Below are 16,157 nucleotides of genomic sequence, written 5' to 3'. Positions count from 1 at the left end.
TGCACCCCAAGAAGGAACCCACCCGCCCCATCCCGGCAGGCCCCCGCCCGACCGGTCCGAGGGCCTTCGACCGCCGCCTGCTGAGCGCCGGCGCCGTCGTGGCACTGGCCGCTACGGTCGTGACGGGGTGCAGCAGCGGCTCCTCGTCCAGCAGTTCCTCGCCCGCCGCCTCCTCCAGCGCCTCCTCCGCCGCCGCCTCCGCGCCGGGCGGGAGCAACCAGCTCCAGGACGACTACCAGCGGGTGATCTCCGACGTGCTGCCCTCGGTGGTGCAGATCACCACCGCCAACGGCCTCGGCTCCGGCATCGTCTACGACACCAAGGGCAACATCGTCACCAACGCCCACGTGGTCGGCAGCGCCACGACCATGACGGTCGCGCTGCCCAACAGCACCAAGACGCTGGACGCCACGCTGGTCGCCAGCTACCCCGAGTCCGACCTCGCGGTGATCAAGCTGAACAGCCCTCCGAGCGGCCTCAAGCCGGCCGCCTTCGGGGACAGCAAGAAGGTCGAGGTCGGGCAGATCACGCTCGCGATGGGCAGCCCGCTGGGCTTCTCCAGCAGCGTCACCCAGGGCATCGTCTCGGCCACCGGCCGTACCGTCTCGGAGCCCAGCACGGCCGGCTCGCCGGGCGCCACCATCGGCAACATGGTGCAGACCTCGGCGGCGATCAACCCGGGCAACAGCGGCGGCGCCCTGGTCAACCTGGCCAGCCAGGTGATCGGCATCAACACCCTCGCCGCCACCGACCCCGACACCAACGGCAGCGTCGCCCCCGGCATCGGCTTCGCCATCCCGGCGGCGACCATCACCAGCATCGCGGACCAGCTGATCAAGGACGGCAAGGTCACCAACTCGGGCCGCGCCGCCCTCGGCATCACCGCCCGGACGGCCTTCGACGCCGGCTACCAGCCGGTCGGCGCGGTGATCATCACGACCGCCCCCGGCGGGCCCGCCGCCTCGGCCGGGCTGCAGGCCGGCGACGTCATCACCAAGCTCGGCGACGTCGAGATCACCACGCTCAACTCGCTGACCACGGCGCTCGCCTCGCTCGCTCCGGACACCAAGGTCACCGTCGCGTACACCAGGGAGGGGCAGAGCAAGACGGCCGACGTCACGCTCGGCACCCTGGCCACGGCCTAGCCACGGCCTAGCCACGGACTGCCACGGCCGAGGCAGTCACCAGCCCGGCCCCGGCCGGCCGCCCGCACACCGCGCAAGGGTCTGCGGGCGCCGGCCGGGGCCGCTCCCCGGGCCCGTACGCCGGTACGGGCCCAAGGGCGCGGCCGGTACCCCGCCACTGCCTGGACGGGGTACCGGCCGTTCGCCTGCCCGGCCGTCCGCCTTCGTGGCCGGGCGGCGGCCTCAGGGCCGCCGGGCCGCCCGGGTCCGCCAGGGCAGCTCGATGGTCACCGTGGTCGGACCGTCCTGCGGGCTCTCCACCAGGAACACCCCGTCCACCGCGCGGACCCGGTCGGACAGCCCCGCGAGCCCGCTGCCCGGGTAGGGCGTCGCGCCGCCCTTGCCGTCGTCCTGGACGAGCAGCATCAGCCGGTCCCCGGCCCGCCAGAGGTCCACCGTGGCGGTGCGCGCGCCGGAGTGCTTCGAGACGTTGGTGAGCAGTTCGCTGACGGTGAAGTAGGCGATCCCCTCGACCGCGGAGTCGGGGCGCTCGGCGGGTCCGCCGCCGCCGTCCCGCAGGTCCACGTGCACCTTGACCCCGCCGGGGACGGTGCAGCGGGCGGCGACCGAGGAGAGCGCGGCGTCCAGGCCGCGGTCGGTCAGCACGGCCGGGTGGATGCCCCGGGCCAGGTCGCGCAGCTCCTGGAGGGCCAGCTTCACCTCGCCGTGCGCCGCGCCGACCATCTTCGCGGCGGCCTCCACCCGCTCGGGCGTCGGCTCGTCGGTGAGCTTGTCCTTGGCCATGCCGAGGTCCATCGCCAGGGCCACCAGCCGGGCCTGGGCGCCGTCGTGCAGGTCGCGCTCGATCCGGCGCAGGTCGGCGGCCGCGGTGTCGACCACCACACCCCGGTCGTCCTCCAGCTCGCGGACCCGCTCGGAGAGCGCGGTCGGGGCGAGCAGGCTCTCCGTCAGGATCCGGTCGACGGCGACCTGGAACCCGACCACCCACGGCAGCACCGGCCAGCCGACGACCACGAAGACCACCGTCAGGGTGAAGCTCAGGATGCCCCAGGGCAGCAGCAGCACGTGGTACAGCGCCGAGCGCCAGCTCAGGCCGTCGGTGAGCGAGGCGGTCGCCCAGCCGGTGACGCCCGGGCGGCGCACCTGCACCGGCTCCGGCTCGCCCACCTCGGCGCCGCCCGACCGGGCCCGGGAGCGGGCCAGCGCCCCCAGCCGGCGGCAGCCCGCCAGCCCGAGGGCGAGCAGCGGCAGCCCGACCACGGTGACCGACAGGGCCAGCCCCAGCACCAGCACCGTCACGGTGAAGACGAAGCCGGCGATGCCCAGCGGCAGGTTGAGCAGCAGGTGCAGCACCTGCCGCCACATCAGCCCGCCGTACGCGGGAACGCGGTCGCCCTGGGCGTTCCGCAGCCGGATCGCGTCCGCCGTGCGGTGGAGCAGAGGCTTCATCTGGATCTACCGTCCCTCTCGGTCAAGCTCGTGCCCCAAGCTTCCCGGGTGGGCCGGGGACAGGGCCATGGGGGTGATCCGTGTTCCCGTCCGGGGGTTATCCCCACCCCGGGCGTCTTGCGGAGCGGGCGGGGTACGGGGGCCGGGGGCGGTGCACTTAGACTCACGCCTTGACGATGGTTATGAACGTGTAAAGAAACGCGGAAACACGGTCTCCCGGGGGCGTCCCGGAGGGCCGGGAGCACGGCCGATGTGGAGGCGAACGCATGAAGGGGCAGCCGGCAGCTGCCGTCGCGGCCGACCCTGCGGTGGGCAGCGGCTACTTCGACGCGTACGCGGCGGTGGGCCTGCTCGCCGTCGTCGGCGTGCTGTTCGTCGCCGTGGCGTTCAGCGCCAACCGGCTCATGCGGCCGGTGGTGTACTCACCGGAGAAGCTCCTCGCCTACGAGTGCGGTGTCGACCCCGTCGGCGAGGACTGGGCGCACACCCAGATCCGGTACTACGTGTACGCGTTCCTGTACGTGATCTTCGCGGTGGACGCCATCTACCTGTTCCCCTGGGCGACGGTCTTCTCCGCCGCCGGGTACGGCGCGGGCACGCTGGTGGAGATGTTCGTCTTCATCGGCTTCCTCGCGGTCGGGCTGCTCTACGCCTGGAAGAAGGGCGTTCTCGAATGGACGTGACCCCTGGCCACTCGCACGAGCACGGCCACCCGGCCGGCGGCTCGGGCGCCGTCCCGCTCGGCATCCCGGACCCGGGCCGCCCCGGCGGCCAGGTGGAGCCGCCGCGCCTGGGCGCGCTGGCCCGGCTGGCCCCGGACCCGGTGAAGGTGGTGCTCAACTGGGGGCGCCGCTACAGCCTCTGGTGCTTCAACTTCGGCCTGGCCTGCTGCGCGATCGAGTTCATCGCCGCCTCCATGGCCAAGCACGACTTCATCCGGATGGGCGTCATCCCGTTCGCGCCGGGCCCGCGCCAGGCCGACCTGATGATCGTCTCGGGCACCGTGACGGACAAGATGGCCCCCGCCGTGAAGCGCCTCTACGAGCAGATGCCCGAGCCCAAGTACGTCATCTCCTTCGGCGCCTGCGCCAACTCCGGCGGCCCCTACTGGGACTCCTACTCCGTCACCAAGGGCGTCGACCAGATCATCCCGGTCGACGTCTACGTGCCGGGCTGCCCGCCGCGCCCCGAGGCGCTCCTCCAGGGCATCCTCAAGCTCCAGGAGAAGATCGCGGCCGAGTCGCTGCCCGAGCGCTACGCCGCCCCGGCGTCCGCGCTGCGCCGGCCGCTGGTCGCCGGGCCGGAGGGCGGGCCGCAGTGAGCTTCGACCGCACCCCCGAGGAGCTCGCGGCCGCGATCGGCGAGTGGGCCACCGCCGCCGAGGCGTACGAGCTGATCACCGTCGACGTGCCCGCCGAGCACTGGATCGAGGCGCTCACCGCCGCCCGGGACACCCTGGGCCTGAGCTACTTCGACTGGCTGAGCGCCGTCGACGAACTGGCCGAGGGCTTCTCCGTCGCCGTGCACCTGGCGGCCGTGGACGCCTCCGGCGTGCGCCACCTGCTGGTCCGCACCCGGATCCCGCGCGACCGGGCCGCCCTGCCGACCGCGCTCGCCGTGTACGCGGGCGCCGGCTGGCACGAGCGCGAGACGAACGAGATGTTCGGCATCGACTTCACCGCGCACCCGCACCTCGTCCCGCTGCTGCTGCCGGAGGGCTTCGAGGGCCACCCGCTGCGCAAGGAGTTCGTGCTCGCGGCCCGGGTCGCCAAGGCCTGGCCCGGCGCCAAGGAGCCCGGCGAGTCCGAGGGCGACGGCCCGGCCCGGCGCAAGATGCAGCCCGCCGGGGTGCCCGACCCGAACGAGTGGGGGCCGCTCAAGGGCACCCTGCCGCCGGTCGCCGAACGCCCCGCGCGCGGCGCCCGGGCAGCCGGCGCGGCCGGCCGCCCGCCGCGTGCCGCAGCCGCGGCCGCGGCGACCGGTGAGGCCGCCGCCGAGGGCGCTCCGGCGATCCGGGCGGACCGGCCCCGGCGCACCCGCTCCATCACCGAGGGGTCCACCAGCCAGGCGGCCGAGGCCCCGGCGGCTCCGGCCACCCCGCCACCGGCCCGGACCCGCTCCTCGGACGCGCCCTGGCACGCACCCGTACCGGCGCACGGGCCCGCCGAGCCCGAGCCGGCCACCCCGCCGGCCACCGAGAAGCCCGAGAAGCCCGAGAAGCCCGAGCCCGAGAAGCCCGAGCCCGAGAAGCCCGAAGCCGAGAAGCCCGCCCGGGAACAGGGTCAGGAACAGGAAGGGGACAGCGCGTGAACCTGCTCGACACGCTGCTGCGCTGCGTTGCGGCGCTCGTCGTCTTCCTCACCTTCCCGCTGATCATCGGTCAGACCGAGCACAAGGTGATGGCCCACATGCAGGGCCGGCTCGGCCCGATGTACGCGGGCGGCTTCCATGGCTGGGCGCAGCTGGTGGCCGACGGTGTGAAGTTCGTGCAGAAGGAGGACATCGTCCCGGCCGGCGCCGACCGGCGGGTCTTCCAGCTGGCCCCGGCCGTCTCGCTGCTGCCGTACCTGATCGTGCTGCTCGCCGTGCCGGTCGGCCCGGACGGCTTCGTCGGCCAGGCCGTCGACGCCGGGCTGTTCTTCGTGCTGGCCGTGATGGGCATCGGCGTGATCGGCAAGCTGATGGCCGGCTGGGCCTCGGCGAACAAGTTCTCGCTGCTGGGCGGTCTGCGCACGGCCGCCCAGCTGATGTCCTACGAGCTGCCGATGGTGCTCGCCGCCGCCTCCGTGGCGATGGCGGCCGGCACCCTGTCGCTGCCGGGCATCGTGGACGCCTTCGAGTGGTACTGGATCCCGTGGCAGGCGATCGGCGCGTTCGTCTTCTTCACGGCCGGCCTGGCCGAGCTGCAGCGCCCGCCGTTCGACATGCCGGTGGCCGACTCCGAGATCATCTTCGGCGCGTACACCGAGTACACCGGGCTGCGGTTCGCCTTCTTCCTGCTCTCCGAGTACGCGGGCATCCTGGTGGTCTCCGCGCTCACCGCGGTGCTGTTCCTGGGCGGCTGGCACGGCCCGCTGCCGGACGACCTCGGCTGGCTCTGGACCATCCTCAAGACCTTCGCGCTGGCATTCGTGGTGATCTGGCTGCGGGTCACCTACCCGCGGCTGCGCGAGGACCAGCTGATGCGCTTCGCGTGGACGGTCCTGATCCCGCTCGCCCTCGTCCAGCTCGCCCTCACCGGCGTCATCAAGGTGGCGATCTCCTGATGAGCTTCCCCGGATCCGGCCTGGCCAAGGGCCTGGCCGTCACCCTGCGGACGATGACGAGGAAGACCGTCACCGCGCAGTACCCCGACGTGCAGCCCGAACTCGCCCCGCGCACCCGCGGGGTGATCGCGCTGCTGGAGGAGAACTGCACGGTCTGCATGCTCTGCGCCCGCGAGTGCCCGGACTGGTGCATCTACATCGACTCCCACAAGGAGACGCTGCCCGCCGCCGACCCGAACGCCCGCGCCCGTACCCGCAACGTGCTGGACCGCTTCGCGATCGACTTCTCGCTCTGCATGTACTGCGGGATCTGCATCGAGGTGTGCCCGTTCGACGCGCTGTTCTGGTCGCCGGAGTTCGAGTACGCGGAGACCGACATCCTGGAGCTCACCCACGAGCGGGACAGGCTCCGCGAGTGGATGTGGACCGTCCCCGCGCCGCCCGCGCTCGACCCGGCGGCCGAGGAGCCCAAGGAAATCGCCACCGCGCGCAAGGCGGCCGAGAAGCAGGCCGCCGCTGTTGCCGCCGCGGACGCCGCTGCGGCTGCCGACCAGGAGGGTGGGTCCGAGTGAGCACCCTGCTGGCCGCCGCCGGTTCACTGGAGCCGGCCACCCGCTCGTTCCTCTCGCCGACCGGCGTGGAGATCGTCTTCCTGCTCGTCGGCATCGCCGTGCTCGGCTCCGCCGTGATCGCCGTGACCACCAGGCAGCTGGTGCACGCGGCGCTCTGGCTGGTCGTCGCGCTCGGCGGGCTGGCCGTGGAGTTCCTGCTCCTCACCGCCGAGTTCATCGCCTGGGTACAGGTGCTGATCTACCTCGGCTCGGTCGTGGTGCTGGTGCTGTTCGGGCTGATGCTCACCAAGGCCCCGATCGGGCGTTCGCCCGACGCCGACTCGGGCAACCGCTGGGTCGCCCTCGCGGTGGGGCTGGCCACCGCCGGCACCCTGGTGACGCTCGTCGCCGACGCCTTCCGCAGTGCCTGGATCGACCTCGGCGCCGGCGGCGGATCCGCCCAGGCGACGGGCACCAGCCTGTTCCGGCACTGGGTGCTCCCCTTCGAGGCGCTGTCCGTGCTGCTGCTGGCCGCGCTGGTCGGCGCCATCGTGCTCTCCCGGAACGGCAAGGGCCGCGTCCCGGCGCCCCGGGCCGGCAAGCTGCGCGCCGGCAAGCCGGTCGGCAGCCCGGGCCGCCCCGCCCCGGAGCGGCCCGCGTCCGACGCCTCGACGACCTCTCCGCAGGAGCGCTGACCGCCGATGCACCTCGCCTACCCAGCCGTCCTCGCCGCGCTGCTCTTCAGCGTCGGCGTGTACGGCGTGCTCGCCCGGCGCAACGTCGTCCTGGTGCTGATGTCGGTGGAGCTGATGCTCAACGCCGTCAACCTCAACCTGGTCGCCTTCGACGCCTGGCTGCGCGACTCGCTGCACGCCGGCCAGGCGCTCACGCTGTTCACCATCACGGTGGCGGCCGCCGAGATCGGCCTCGGACTCGCCATCGTCCTGCTGGTCTTCCGCACCCGCGGCACCGCCGACATCGACCGCATCACCGCGCTCGGCGACCCGGCGGAGGCCGCCGACCAGGCGCCCGCCGGCGCCGGGTCGCCGAAGGGCCAGGCCGTCGCATGAACCTCGCCCTCCCGGCGCTCGTCCCCGCGCTGCCCGCGCTCGGCGCCGCCGCGACCTTCGCCACCGGCCGCAGGGCCCCCGGCCTGGCCCGGCCGCTGGCGATCCTGCCGGTCGCCGTGTCCGCCGTGCTCGCGTTGGTCGTCGCCCTCCAGCTCGGCACCGGCCAGGCGCTGGACGCCGCCACCCGGCTCACCCCGACCGGCGGCCCCGAGATCTCGCTCGCCATCCACCTGGACGGCTACAGCTCGCTGATCTCCGTCCTGGTCGGCCTCGTCGCCACCTGCGTGCAGGTGTACTCGACCGCGTACCTGAAGGACGACCCGCGCTACCCCTCGTACGCCGCGCTGGTCTCGCTGTTCACCGCCGCGATGTTCCTGGTCGTCTACTCCGGCGACCTGATCGTGCTGCTGGTCGGCTGGGAGGTCATGGGCATCTGCTCGTACTTCCTGATCGGCCACCACTGGGAGACCGCCGACGCCCGCTCGGCCTCGCTGAAGGCCTTCCTGGTCACCAAGCTCGGCGACGTCCCCTTCGTGTTCGGCATCTTCCTGCTCGCCGCGGACGCCGGGAGCTTCCGGATCACCGACGTGCTGGCCGCCGCCGCCGACGGGAAGCTCGGCCACCCCACCCTGACCGCCCTGCTGCTGCTGGCCGGCGTGGCCGGCAAGAGCGCCCAGTTCCCGCTGCACACCTGGCTGCCGGACGCGATGGCCGGCCCGACCCCGGTCTCCGCACTGATCCACGCCGCCACCATGGTCGCGGCGGGCATCTACCTGGTCGCCAGGCTGCTGCCGGTGTTCCTGCTCTCCGGGGCGGCGCTGGTGGTGCTCGCGGTGATGGCCGCCGTCACCATGATCGGCTCCGCGCTCTGCGCACTGGCACAGGACGACCTCAAACGCGTCCTCGCCTACTCCACCGTCGGCCAGCTCGGCTACATGGCCGGTGCGCTGGCCAGCGGTGACCGGGAGGCCTCGGTCTTCCACCTGGTCAGCCACGGCGCCTTCAAGGCGCTGCTGTTCCTCGCCGCCGGTGTGGTCATCCACGCGGCGCACACCAACTCGATCTCCGCGATGTCCCGGATGCCGGGGCTGCGCAAGCGTGTCCCGGACGCCTACTGGACGACGGGCATCGCGCTGGTCGCCCTGATCGGGCTGCCGCCGTTCTCCGGCTTCTTCAGCAAGGAGGCGGTGCTCACCGCCGCCGAGCACGCCGCCACCGGCGAGGCGATCACCAACGGCCTCGGCCCGGCCTCGGCCGTCCCGGCCGCCGCCGGCTGGATCGTGCTGGTCTCCGCCTGCCTCACCGCGCTGCTCACCGCCGCGTACGCGACCCGGCTCTGGCTGGTCGCCTTCCACAGCCCGGCCGCCGCCCCCGCTCCCGCGCGCGCCGCCGTGCCGGCGACCGGTGCGGAGGCCGGCGCCCCGTACTCGCCCGAGGTCGACGAGGCCGACCCGGCCACCGCCGAGCCGTCCGCGATGCGCTGGCCGCTCTGGGTGCTCGCGCTGCCCACCATGGCCTTCGGCGTGACCAGTCTGCGCACCGACTGGCTGCCCGCCCTGCTCGACGGCGGCTCGCTGCGGCCGAGCCCGGCGACCGCCGTCATCGGCACCGGCCTGGCGCTGGCCGGCGTCCTGATCGCGTACGCCGCCTGGCGCTCCGCCAACGCCCGGCTCGCGGCGGCCCGCCCGCAGCCGGCCGCCGCCGCCCGGGTGCCCGAGCAGGGCGGCGCGCCGCTCGCCGAGCACTTCCCGGCCGACCCGGGCCGCACCCTGCTCGGCCCGCTGTTCACCCCGGCCCGGCACGGATTCGGCGTGGACCGCCTCTACAGCACGCTGTTCGTCCGCCCGGTGGGCGGCGCCGCGAAGCTCGTCCGCTTCCTCGACCGCGAGGTCGTCGAGACGTACGTGCGCGGCACAGGCCTCGGCGCCAACCTGCTCGGCCGGGCCGTCCGGCTCGCGCAGAACGGCAACGCGCAGACCTACCTCAGCGCCCTGCTGGCCGGCGTCGTCCTGCTCGCCGTCCTGGTGGCGGTGTAGCCGGATGACCCAGCACCGGACCACCCCGCCCTCCCCGCCCGCCGCAGCACCCGTTTGGAGCCCCCGATGAACGCGGTCCTCATCGCCCTCCTGCTGCTGCCGCTGCTCGGCGCCGCCGTCACGCTGGCGCCGGTGTTCGGGGCCGACCCCGAGGCCGCCGACCGGCGTGCGCTGCGCTTCAACACCGCCGTCACCGGCGTCGTGTTCCTGCTCACCGTCGCGCTCGCGGCCGGCTTCGACCACGACGAGCCCGGCCGGATGCAGGCCACCACCGACGTGTCCTGGATCCCGGCGATCGGCGTGCGCCTGCACCTCGGCGTGGACGGCATCTCGCTGCCGCTGATCGTGCTGACCTCGCTGCTGACCCTGCTCTGCGCGGTGTACTCGGCCAAGCGGCTGCCCAGCGGGCCGGGCGTGCCGTCGGTGCGGGCCTTCGTCGGCCTGTTCCTGCTGCTGGAGGTCGGCATGCTGGCCACCTTCGCGGTGCTCGACCTGATCCTCTTCTTCCTGGCCTTCGAGATCGTGCTGATCCCGATGTACTTCCTGATCGCCCGCTGGGGCAGCGGACGGAAGGTGCCGGCCGCGAACCGGTTCATCCTGTACACCCTGCTCGGCTCGGCCGTGATGCTGCTCGGCTTCCTGCTGGTCGGCACCGAGGCCGGCACCTTCGACATGCAGGCCCTGGCCGCCGCGCACGGCAGCGGCCTCAGCCACACCACCCAGGTCACCGCCGGCCTCGCGATCATGGTCGGGCTGGCCGTCAAGGCGCCCGCCTGGCCGCTGCACAGCTGGCTCCCGGACGCGCACACGGCGGCCCCCACCGTCGGCTCGGTGCTGCTCGCCGGCGTGCTGTTGAAGATGGGCACCTACGGCCTGGTCCGCGTCCTCCTCCCGGTCGTGCCCGAGGGCGCCGCGACACTCGCCCCCTACCTCGGGGCGTTCGCCGCCGTCGGCATCGTCTACGGCTCGCTGGCCTGCCTGGCACTGGCCCGGCCCGGTGCCAAGGGCGACCTCAAGCGCCTGATCGCGTACTCCTCGGTCGGCCACATGGGCTTCGTCCTGCTGGGCATCGCCTCCCTCACCCCGGTGGGCGTCAACGGCGCGCTGTTCGCCAACATCGGCCACGGCCTGATCACCGGCCTGCTGTTCTTCGTCGTCGGCGCCCTCAAGGACCGGTACGGCACCGCAGACCTCGACACCCTCTCCGGCGCCACCGGGGCGGCCCTCTACGGGCGGGCACCGCGCCTCGGCGCGCTGCTCGCCTTCGCCGCCGTCGCCAGCCTCGGCCTGCCCGGCCTGGCCGGCTTCTGGGGCGAGCTGCTCGCCATGTTCGGCGCCTTCGACCCGGCCGCCGGGCTCTCCCGGCCCGCCTTCGTCACGTACATGGTGCTGGCCGGCCTCGGTACCCTCCTCACCGCCGCGTACCTGCTGATCGTGGTCAGGCGGGTCTGCATGGGAGACCCGAAGCAGCCTGCGGCCGTCGCGGGCGTGCCGGACCTCCGCCCGTACGAGGCCGTCAGCTGGACGCCGCTCGCCGCGCTCACCCTGCTCGCCGGCCTCTGGCCGGCCCTGCTGCTCGGTCTCTCCGACCCCGCCGTCAAGCACCTCCTCGGGGGTGGCTGACCCATGCCCGGCACCCAGCTCAGCCTGCCGCTCAGCGCCCAGCTCAGCTCTCACCTCACGGGGCAGCCCACTGTGACCTCCCTCGCCGTAGCCAACCCGGGCGGCCTCATCCAGTCCGTCGACTGGGTGGCCATCGCGCCGCCGCTGATCGCCGGCCTGGCCGGCCTCGCCGTGCTGCTCGCCGACCTCTTCCTGCCCGAGCGCCGCAAGAAGCTGCTCGGCTGGTTCTCCGTCGCCGGACTCGCCCTCGCGCTCATCGCCCTCCTCCCGCTCACCGGCGGGTCACCCCGGGTCACCTTCTGCGTGCAGAACGTAACAGGAGCCACCGACAACGCGGGCTGCAGCTACGTCGCCGACCACTTCGCCCTGGTCTTCCAGCTGCTCGCGCTCGGCGGCGCGCTGATCGCCGCCCTGCTCTCGGTGCAGACCGTGGACGACGAGAGGCTGCCCCGCGGCGAGTACTGGTTCCTGCTGCTCAGCAGTGCCAGCGGTGCCGCCCTGCTGCCCGCCGCCCGCGACCTGGCGACGCTGGTGATCGCGCTGGAGGTCGCCTCGCTGCCCGCCTTCGCGCTGGTCGCGCTGCGCCGCGACGGCCGGGGCGCCGAGGCCGCCCTGAAGTTCTTCCTCTCCTCGGTCACCGCGACCGCCGTGATGCTGCTCGGCGTGAGCTTCGTCTACGCCGCCACCGGCAGCCTGCACCTGGGCGTCATCGCCGACGGCCTGACCCACGCGCCCGGCCAGCTGAAGCCGCTCGCCGAGGCCGGCGCCGCGCTCGTCCTGGTCGGCTTCGCGTTCAAGGTCGCCGCCGTCCCGTTCCACTTCTGGGTGCCCGACACCTACCTGGGCGCCCCGCTGCCGGTGGCCGGCTACCTCTCGGTGGTCGGAAAGGCCGCGGGCCTGTCCGGCCTGGCCCTGGTGACCAGCATCGGCTTCCGTCCCTACGGTCACACCTGGGGCCTGGTGCTGGCCGTACTGGCCGCCGCCACCATGACCGCCGGCAACGTGGCCGCGCTGCGCCAGCGCTCCGACACCGCGCACAGCGCCGTCCGCCTGCTGGCCTGGTCCTCGATCGGCCAGGCGGGCTACCTGCTCGTCCCGATCGCGGCGGCCGGCTACGCCGGCAGCGGCGACCCGATCGGGGCCACCGCCGCGTACGGCCTGATCTACGGGGCGGTGAACCTCGGCGCGTTCGCCGTGGTCTCCGTCGTCGGCCGGACGGCCGGCACCCGTCTGGACGACTACCGCGGCCTGTTCGCCCGCCACCGCTGGACGGCGCTCGCGCTCGCCTTCTTCCTGCTCTGCCTGGCCGGGCTGCCGCCGGGCGTGATCGGCCTGTTCGGCAAGGTCGTGGTGTTCCGGGCGGCCGTCGACGCCGGTCTCGGCTGGCTGGCCGTCGTGATGGCCGCCAACGTGGTCGTCGCGCTCTACTACTACCTGGTCTGGACGGCGAAGCTGTTCGGCCCGGCCGAGGACACCACCGGGCAGCAGGCGCCCGCCCGCCGTCTGCCCGCCCCGCTCGCCGCCACCCTGGCCCTGACCGCCTCGGTCGCGGTGGTGCTCTCCGTCGCCCCCCAGCTGGTGCTCCAGGTCGTCGGCGGCAGCCTCTTCTGAGCCGGTCACGGGGCCCTGTGCACCGGCCCCGCGGGGCGGCCGCACGGGGGCGGGGGAACAAGGTCCCCGCATCCGTCCGTTGAGCGGGCACAGGGCCGAGACAGACAAGGCTTCCCACCGCACCACCTGGAGGGCCTGCCGTGCACAGCCGGCACAACGGACTGAGGACCGCCGTCCTGCTCGGCGGCCTCTCGGCACTGATCCTGCTGATCGGCAGCTTCTTCGGCCGTACGGGCTTCGTCCTGGCCCTGGTGGTCGCCCTCGGCACCAACGCGTACGCCTACTGGAACAGCGACAAGCTCGCGCTGCGCGCCATGCGGGCCCGCCCGGTGAGCGAGATCGAGGCGCCCGCGCTGTACCGCGTCGTCCGCGAGCTCTCCACCTCCGCCCGCCAGCCGATGCCCCGCCTGTACATCTCGCCCACCCCGGCACCGAACGCCTTCGCCACCGGCCGCAACCCCCGCAACGCCGCCGTCTGCTGTACCGACGGCATCCTGCAACTGCTGGACGAACGCGAGCTGCGCGGGGTGCTCGGGCACGAGCTGAGCCACGTCTACAACCGGGACATCCTGATCTCGTCGGTGGCCGGGGCGCTCGCCTCGGTGGTGATGTTCCTGGTCAACTTCGCCTGGCTGGTGCCGTTCGGCCGCAGCGACGACGACGACGGCCCCGGCCTGTTCGGGATGCTGGCCATCATGATCCTCGGCCCGCTCGCGGCCGGGCTGATCCAGCTGGCCGTCAGCCGCTCCCGGGAGTACCAGGCCGACGCCGACGGCGCCCGCATGACGGGGGACCCGCTGGCCCTGGCCAGCGCCCTGCGCAAGCTCGACATCGGCACCAGGCAGCTCCCGCTGCCGCCCGAGCCGCAGCTCCAGACGGCCAGTCACATGATGATCGCCAGCCCGTTCCGGCCCGGCGAGGCCGGCGCCCGGCTGTTCTCCACCCACCCGCCGATGGCCGAGCGGATCGCCCGCCTGGAGCGGATGGCCGGCCACCGCGGGTAGCGCCCGGGCCGCCGCTCAGGCCGCCGGCACGCCGTCGCCGCTGTCCCGGTAGGCCCGTCGCAGCCGCTCCACGCCCTCGGCGACCTGGGCGGTGCTCTCGGCCGCCGCGTAGCTCAGCCGCAGGTGCGGGGCCGGCGCCTCGGCCGCGAAGTACGACCGGCCGGGGGTGACGCCGACCCCGGCGCGCAGTGCGGCGGCGGTGACGGCGCCCTCGTCCCGGCCGTCCGGCAACCGCAGCCACAGGTGGTAGCCCCCGGCCGGCGCCGTCGGACCGAGCAGGCCCGGCAGGCCCGCGCGCAGCGCCCGGACGGCCGCCTCCCGGCGTCGGTGCAGCTCGGCCGCCAGGGTGCGCAGGTGCCTGGCCCAGCCGGGGTCGCCGACGAGTTCGAGGGCGGCCTCCTGGAGCGGCCGGGGCACGAAGAAGCTGTCGACGACCTGGACGGCCCGCAGCCGCTCCAGCGCCGGGCCGCGGGCGGCCAGCGCCGCCACCCGCAGGCTCGGTGAGGCGGCCTTGGTGAGCGAGCGGACGTGCACCACCACCCCGTCCGGATCGTCCGCCGCCAGCGGGCGGGGCACCGCGCCGGCGTCCGCGTGGACGAGCCGGCGCGCGAAGTCGTCCTCGACCACGAAGGCCCCGGCCGCCCGCGCGATGCGCAGCACCTCGCCCCGGCGCCGGGCGGACAGCACGGCGCCGGTGGGGTTCTGGAACAGCGGCTGGCAGACGAACGCCCTGGCCCCGGACGCCGCGAAGGCCTCCGCCAGCAGGTCGGTGCGCACGCCGTCCCCGTCCACCGGCACCGGGACGGGCCGCAGTCCGGCGGCCCGGGCGACGGCGAGGATGCCGGGGTAGGTGGGCGACTCGACCAGGACGGGTGCGCCCGGCGCGACCAGGGAGCGCAGGGCGGTGGTGAGCGCGCTCTGCCCGCCCGCCGTCACCAGCACGTCGGAGGCGCCGAGGGCTCCGCCGGGCCCGCCGATGTCCCGCGCGAACCAGGCCCGCAGCTCGGTCAGCCCGTCCACCGGCGGGCGCCCCCAGGCGCCGGGCCGCCGGCCGGCCCGGGCCAGCGCGGCGGCCAGCGTGCGTTCGGGCAGCAGCGAGGCGTGCGGGTAACCGCCGTTCAGGTCGATCACCTCGGGCGGCGGCACGGTGAGCGTGGCGAGCAGGCCCCCGGCCCCGGCGCCGACGTGCCGTGCTCCGGCGTCCGAGCTGAGCGCCACCTCCTGCCAGGAGACGTCACCGTGCGGTCGCGCCGGTCCGCCCCCCGGGCCCGCGCCGGCCGCCGCCCGGAAGACCCCGGCGCCGGGCCGGGACACCACCAGGCCTTCGGCGACCAGGGCGGCGATCGCCCGGGAGACCGTCACCGGGCTCACCCGGTGCCGCTCCACCAGGGCCCGGCTCGACGGCAGCTTCTCACCTTCGGAGTAGCGGTCGAGATCGCGCCGGAGGCTTTCTACCAGTTCTGCCACGCTGCTAGGCTCGTGCATGACGGCACACGATAGCGCTACCAGGGCACCAGCGATAGCGGTTGGCGGCGGAACCCTCCTCGCGGCCCTCGGCGTCCTCTGCTTCTCCTTCAGCTTCCCCGCCACCGTCGCGGCCCTCAGCGGCTTCGGCCCCTGGACGGCCACCGGGCTGCGCGGGCTGCTGGCCGGCGTGCCGGCGGTGGTCTGGCTGGCGGTGGCGCGCGTCCCCCTCCCCGAGCGCCGGCACTGGCCCGCCCTGCTGGCCGTCGCGGGCGGCTGCGTCCTCGGGTTCCCGCTGCTGACCACGCTCGCCCTGCAGTCGTCCTCGACCGCCCACCTGGCCGTCGTCACCGGTGCGCTGCCGCTCGCCACCGCGGTGTTCTCGGCACTTCGGACAGGGGCCCGGCCGTCCCGTACGTTCTGGTGGGCCGCGACGGCCGGTGCGGGCGCCGTCCTCGGCTTCACCGTCCAGCAGAGCCACGGCCGGCCGGCCGTGGCGGACCTGTACCTGTTCGGCGCGCTGCTGGTGTGCGCCGCCGGCTACGCGGAGGGCGGCCGGCTCTCGCGGGAGCTGCCGGGCTGGCAGGTGATCGCCTGGGCGGTGGTCGTCGCCCTGCCGGTCACCGCGCTGACCACGGCCCTGGCGCTGCCCGCCGAACCCGTGCACCTGTCGGCCCGCGCGGCCGGCGGCCTGGCCTACACCGCGGCGGTCTCCCAGTTCGGCGGCTTCGTGGTCTGGTACCGGGCGATGGCCGTGATCGGGGTGCCGAAGGCCAGTCAGCTCCAGCTCGCCCAGCCGGGGCTGACCCTGCTCTGGGCCGTCCTGCTGCTGGGGGAGGGGCTGCCGCCGGCCGCGCCGGTCACCGCGGGCGCCGTCCTGCTCTGCATCGCGGCGACCCAGCGGGCCCGGACCTGAGCGTCCGGGGCCGCGCCCGGAT

15 protein-coding genes are annotated in these 16,157 nt (G+C 74.3%); 13 read left to right on the top strand and 2 right to left on the bottom strand.

Features of this window, described 5'->3' with window-relative positions:
- The first annotated feature begins 29 nt into the window (after positions 1-29).
- The gene (locus ACFUK0_RS14535; protein WP_380249944.1) at positions 30-1,145 is read left to right on the top strand and encodes a S1C family serine protease; all 1,116 of its coding nucleotides are present in this window, start codon (positions 30-32) and stop codon (positions 1,143-1,145) included.
- A gap of 222 nt (positions 1,146-1,367) precedes the next feature.
- On the opposite strand, the gene ACFUK0_RS14530 is transcribed toward ACFUK0_RS14535, so the two are convergent.
- Entirely contained in the window at positions 1,368-2,594 is a 1,227-nt protein-coding gene (locus ACFUK0_RS14530) for a sensor histidine kinase (RefSeq protein WP_380249844.1), read from the bottom strand.
- A gap of 266 nt (positions 2,595-2,860) precedes the next feature.
- Here ACFUK0_RS14530 and ACFUK0_RS14525 point away from each other — a divergent pair, with 266 nt between their 5' ends.
- From ACFUK0_RS14525 to htpX, 11 genes are all read left to right on the top strand, one after another.
- A complete protein-coding gene (locus ACFUK0_RS14525) occupies positions 2,861-3,277 on the top strand; it encodes an NADH-quinone oxidoreductase subunit A (protein WP_380249842.1) in 417 nt (138 codons plus the stop codon).
- Positions 3,268-3,915 carry an NADH-quinone oxidoreductase subunit B gene (locus ACFUK0_RS14520; protein ID WP_380249839.1) on the top strand — a complete coding sequence of 216 codons (648 nt, stop codon included), beginning with the start codon at positions 3,268-3,270 and terminating at the stop codon, positions 3,913-3,915. Before ACFUK0_RS14525 ends, ACFUK0_RS14520 begins: the two co-directional genes overlap by 10 nt.
- Positions 3,912-4,904 (top strand): NADH-quinone oxidoreductase subunit C, encoded by a 993-nt coding sequence (locus ACFUK0_RS14515; protein ID WP_380249837.1) that lies wholly within the window; start codon positions 3,912-3,914, stop codon positions 4,902-4,904. The genes ACFUK0_RS14520 and ACFUK0_RS14515 overlap by 4 nt, the downstream gene beginning before the upstream one ends.
- Before the next feature lie 2 nt (positions 4,905-4,906).
- Complete coding sequence (nuoH, locus tag ACFUK0_RS14510; RefSeq protein ID WP_380249942.1) at positions 4,907-5,860, top strand: NADH-quinone oxidoreductase subunit NuoH; 954 nt, start codon at positions 4,907-4,909, stop codon at positions 5,858-5,860.
- Complete coding sequence (locus tag ACFUK0_RS14505; protein WP_380249835.1) at positions 5,860-6,432, top strand: NuoI/complex I 23 kDa subunit family protein; 573 nt, start codon at positions 5,860-5,862, stop codon at positions 6,430-6,432. The genes nuoH and ACFUK0_RS14505 overlap by 1 nt, the downstream gene beginning before the upstream one ends.
- Positions 6,429-7,106 carry an NADH-quinone oxidoreductase subunit J gene (locus ACFUK0_RS14500; protein ID WP_380249833.1) on the top strand — a complete coding sequence of 226 codons (678 nt, stop codon included), beginning with the start codon at positions 6,429-6,431 and terminating at the stop codon, positions 7,104-7,106. Before ACFUK0_RS14505 ends, ACFUK0_RS14500 begins: the two co-directional genes overlap by 4 nt.
- A gap of 6 nt (positions 7,107-7,112) precedes the next feature.
- The gene (gene nuoK / locus ACFUK0_RS14495; protein WP_380249831.1) at positions 7,113-7,481 is read left to right on the top strand and encodes an NADH-quinone oxidoreductase subunit NuoK; all 369 of its coding nucleotides are present in this window, start codon (positions 7,113-7,115) and stop codon (positions 7,479-7,481) included.
- Positions 7,478-9,517, top strand: coding sequence for an NADH-quinone oxidoreductase subunit L (locus ACFUK0_RS14490; RefSeq protein WP_380249829.1), 2,040 nt, complete (start codon positions 7,478-7,480; stop codon positions 9,515-9,517). Before nuoK ends, ACFUK0_RS14490 begins: the two co-directional genes overlap by 4 nt.
- Before the next feature lie 66 nt (positions 9,518-9,583).
- Complete coding sequence (locus ACFUK0_RS14485) at positions 9,584-11,140, top strand: NuoM family protein (protein ID WP_380249827.1); 1,557 nt, start codon at positions 9,584-9,586, stop codon at positions 11,138-11,140.
- 3 nt (positions 11,141-11,143) lie between these two features.
- A complete protein-coding gene (locus tag ACFUK0_RS14480) occupies positions 11,144-12,751 on the top strand; it encodes an NADH-quinone oxidoreductase subunit N (RefSeq protein WP_380249825.1) in 1,608 nt (535 codons plus the stop codon).
- A 140-nt stretch (positions 12,752-12,891) separates the two neighbouring features.
- Positions 12,892-13,755: a zinc metalloprotease HtpX gene (gene htpX / locus ACFUK0_RS14475; protein ID WP_380249823.1), complete on the top strand. Its 864-nt coding sequence runs from the start codon at positions 12,892-12,894 to the stop codon at positions 13,753-13,755.
- Between the two features lie 15 nt (positions 13,756-13,770).
- Here the strand turns inward: htpX and ACFUK0_RS14470 are convergent, their stop codons facing one another.
- Positions 13,771-15,240: a PLP-dependent aminotransferase family protein gene (locus ACFUK0_RS14470; RefSeq protein WP_380249821.1), complete on the bottom strand. Its 1,470-nt coding sequence runs from the start codon at positions 15,238-15,240 to the stop codon at positions 13,771-13,773.
- Here ACFUK0_RS14470 and ACFUK0_RS14465 point away from each other — a divergent pair.
- Positions 15,239-16,135 carry a DMT family transporter gene (locus tag ACFUK0_RS14465; RefSeq protein WP_380249819.1) on the top strand — a complete coding sequence of 299 codons (897 nt, stop codon included), beginning with the start codon at positions 15,239-15,241 and terminating at the stop codon, positions 16,133-16,135. The genes ACFUK0_RS14470 and ACFUK0_RS14465 overlap by 2 nt on opposite strands.
- Positions 16,136-16,157 lie beyond the last annotated feature (22 nt).

Source organism: Kitasatospora sp. NPDC057223 (assembly GCF_042669755.1).
Lineage (GTDB): Bacteria > Actinomycetota > Actinomycetes > Streptomycetales > Streptomycetaceae > Kitasatospora.
This window is presented reverse-complemented; position numbering and strand designations above follow the sequence as displayed.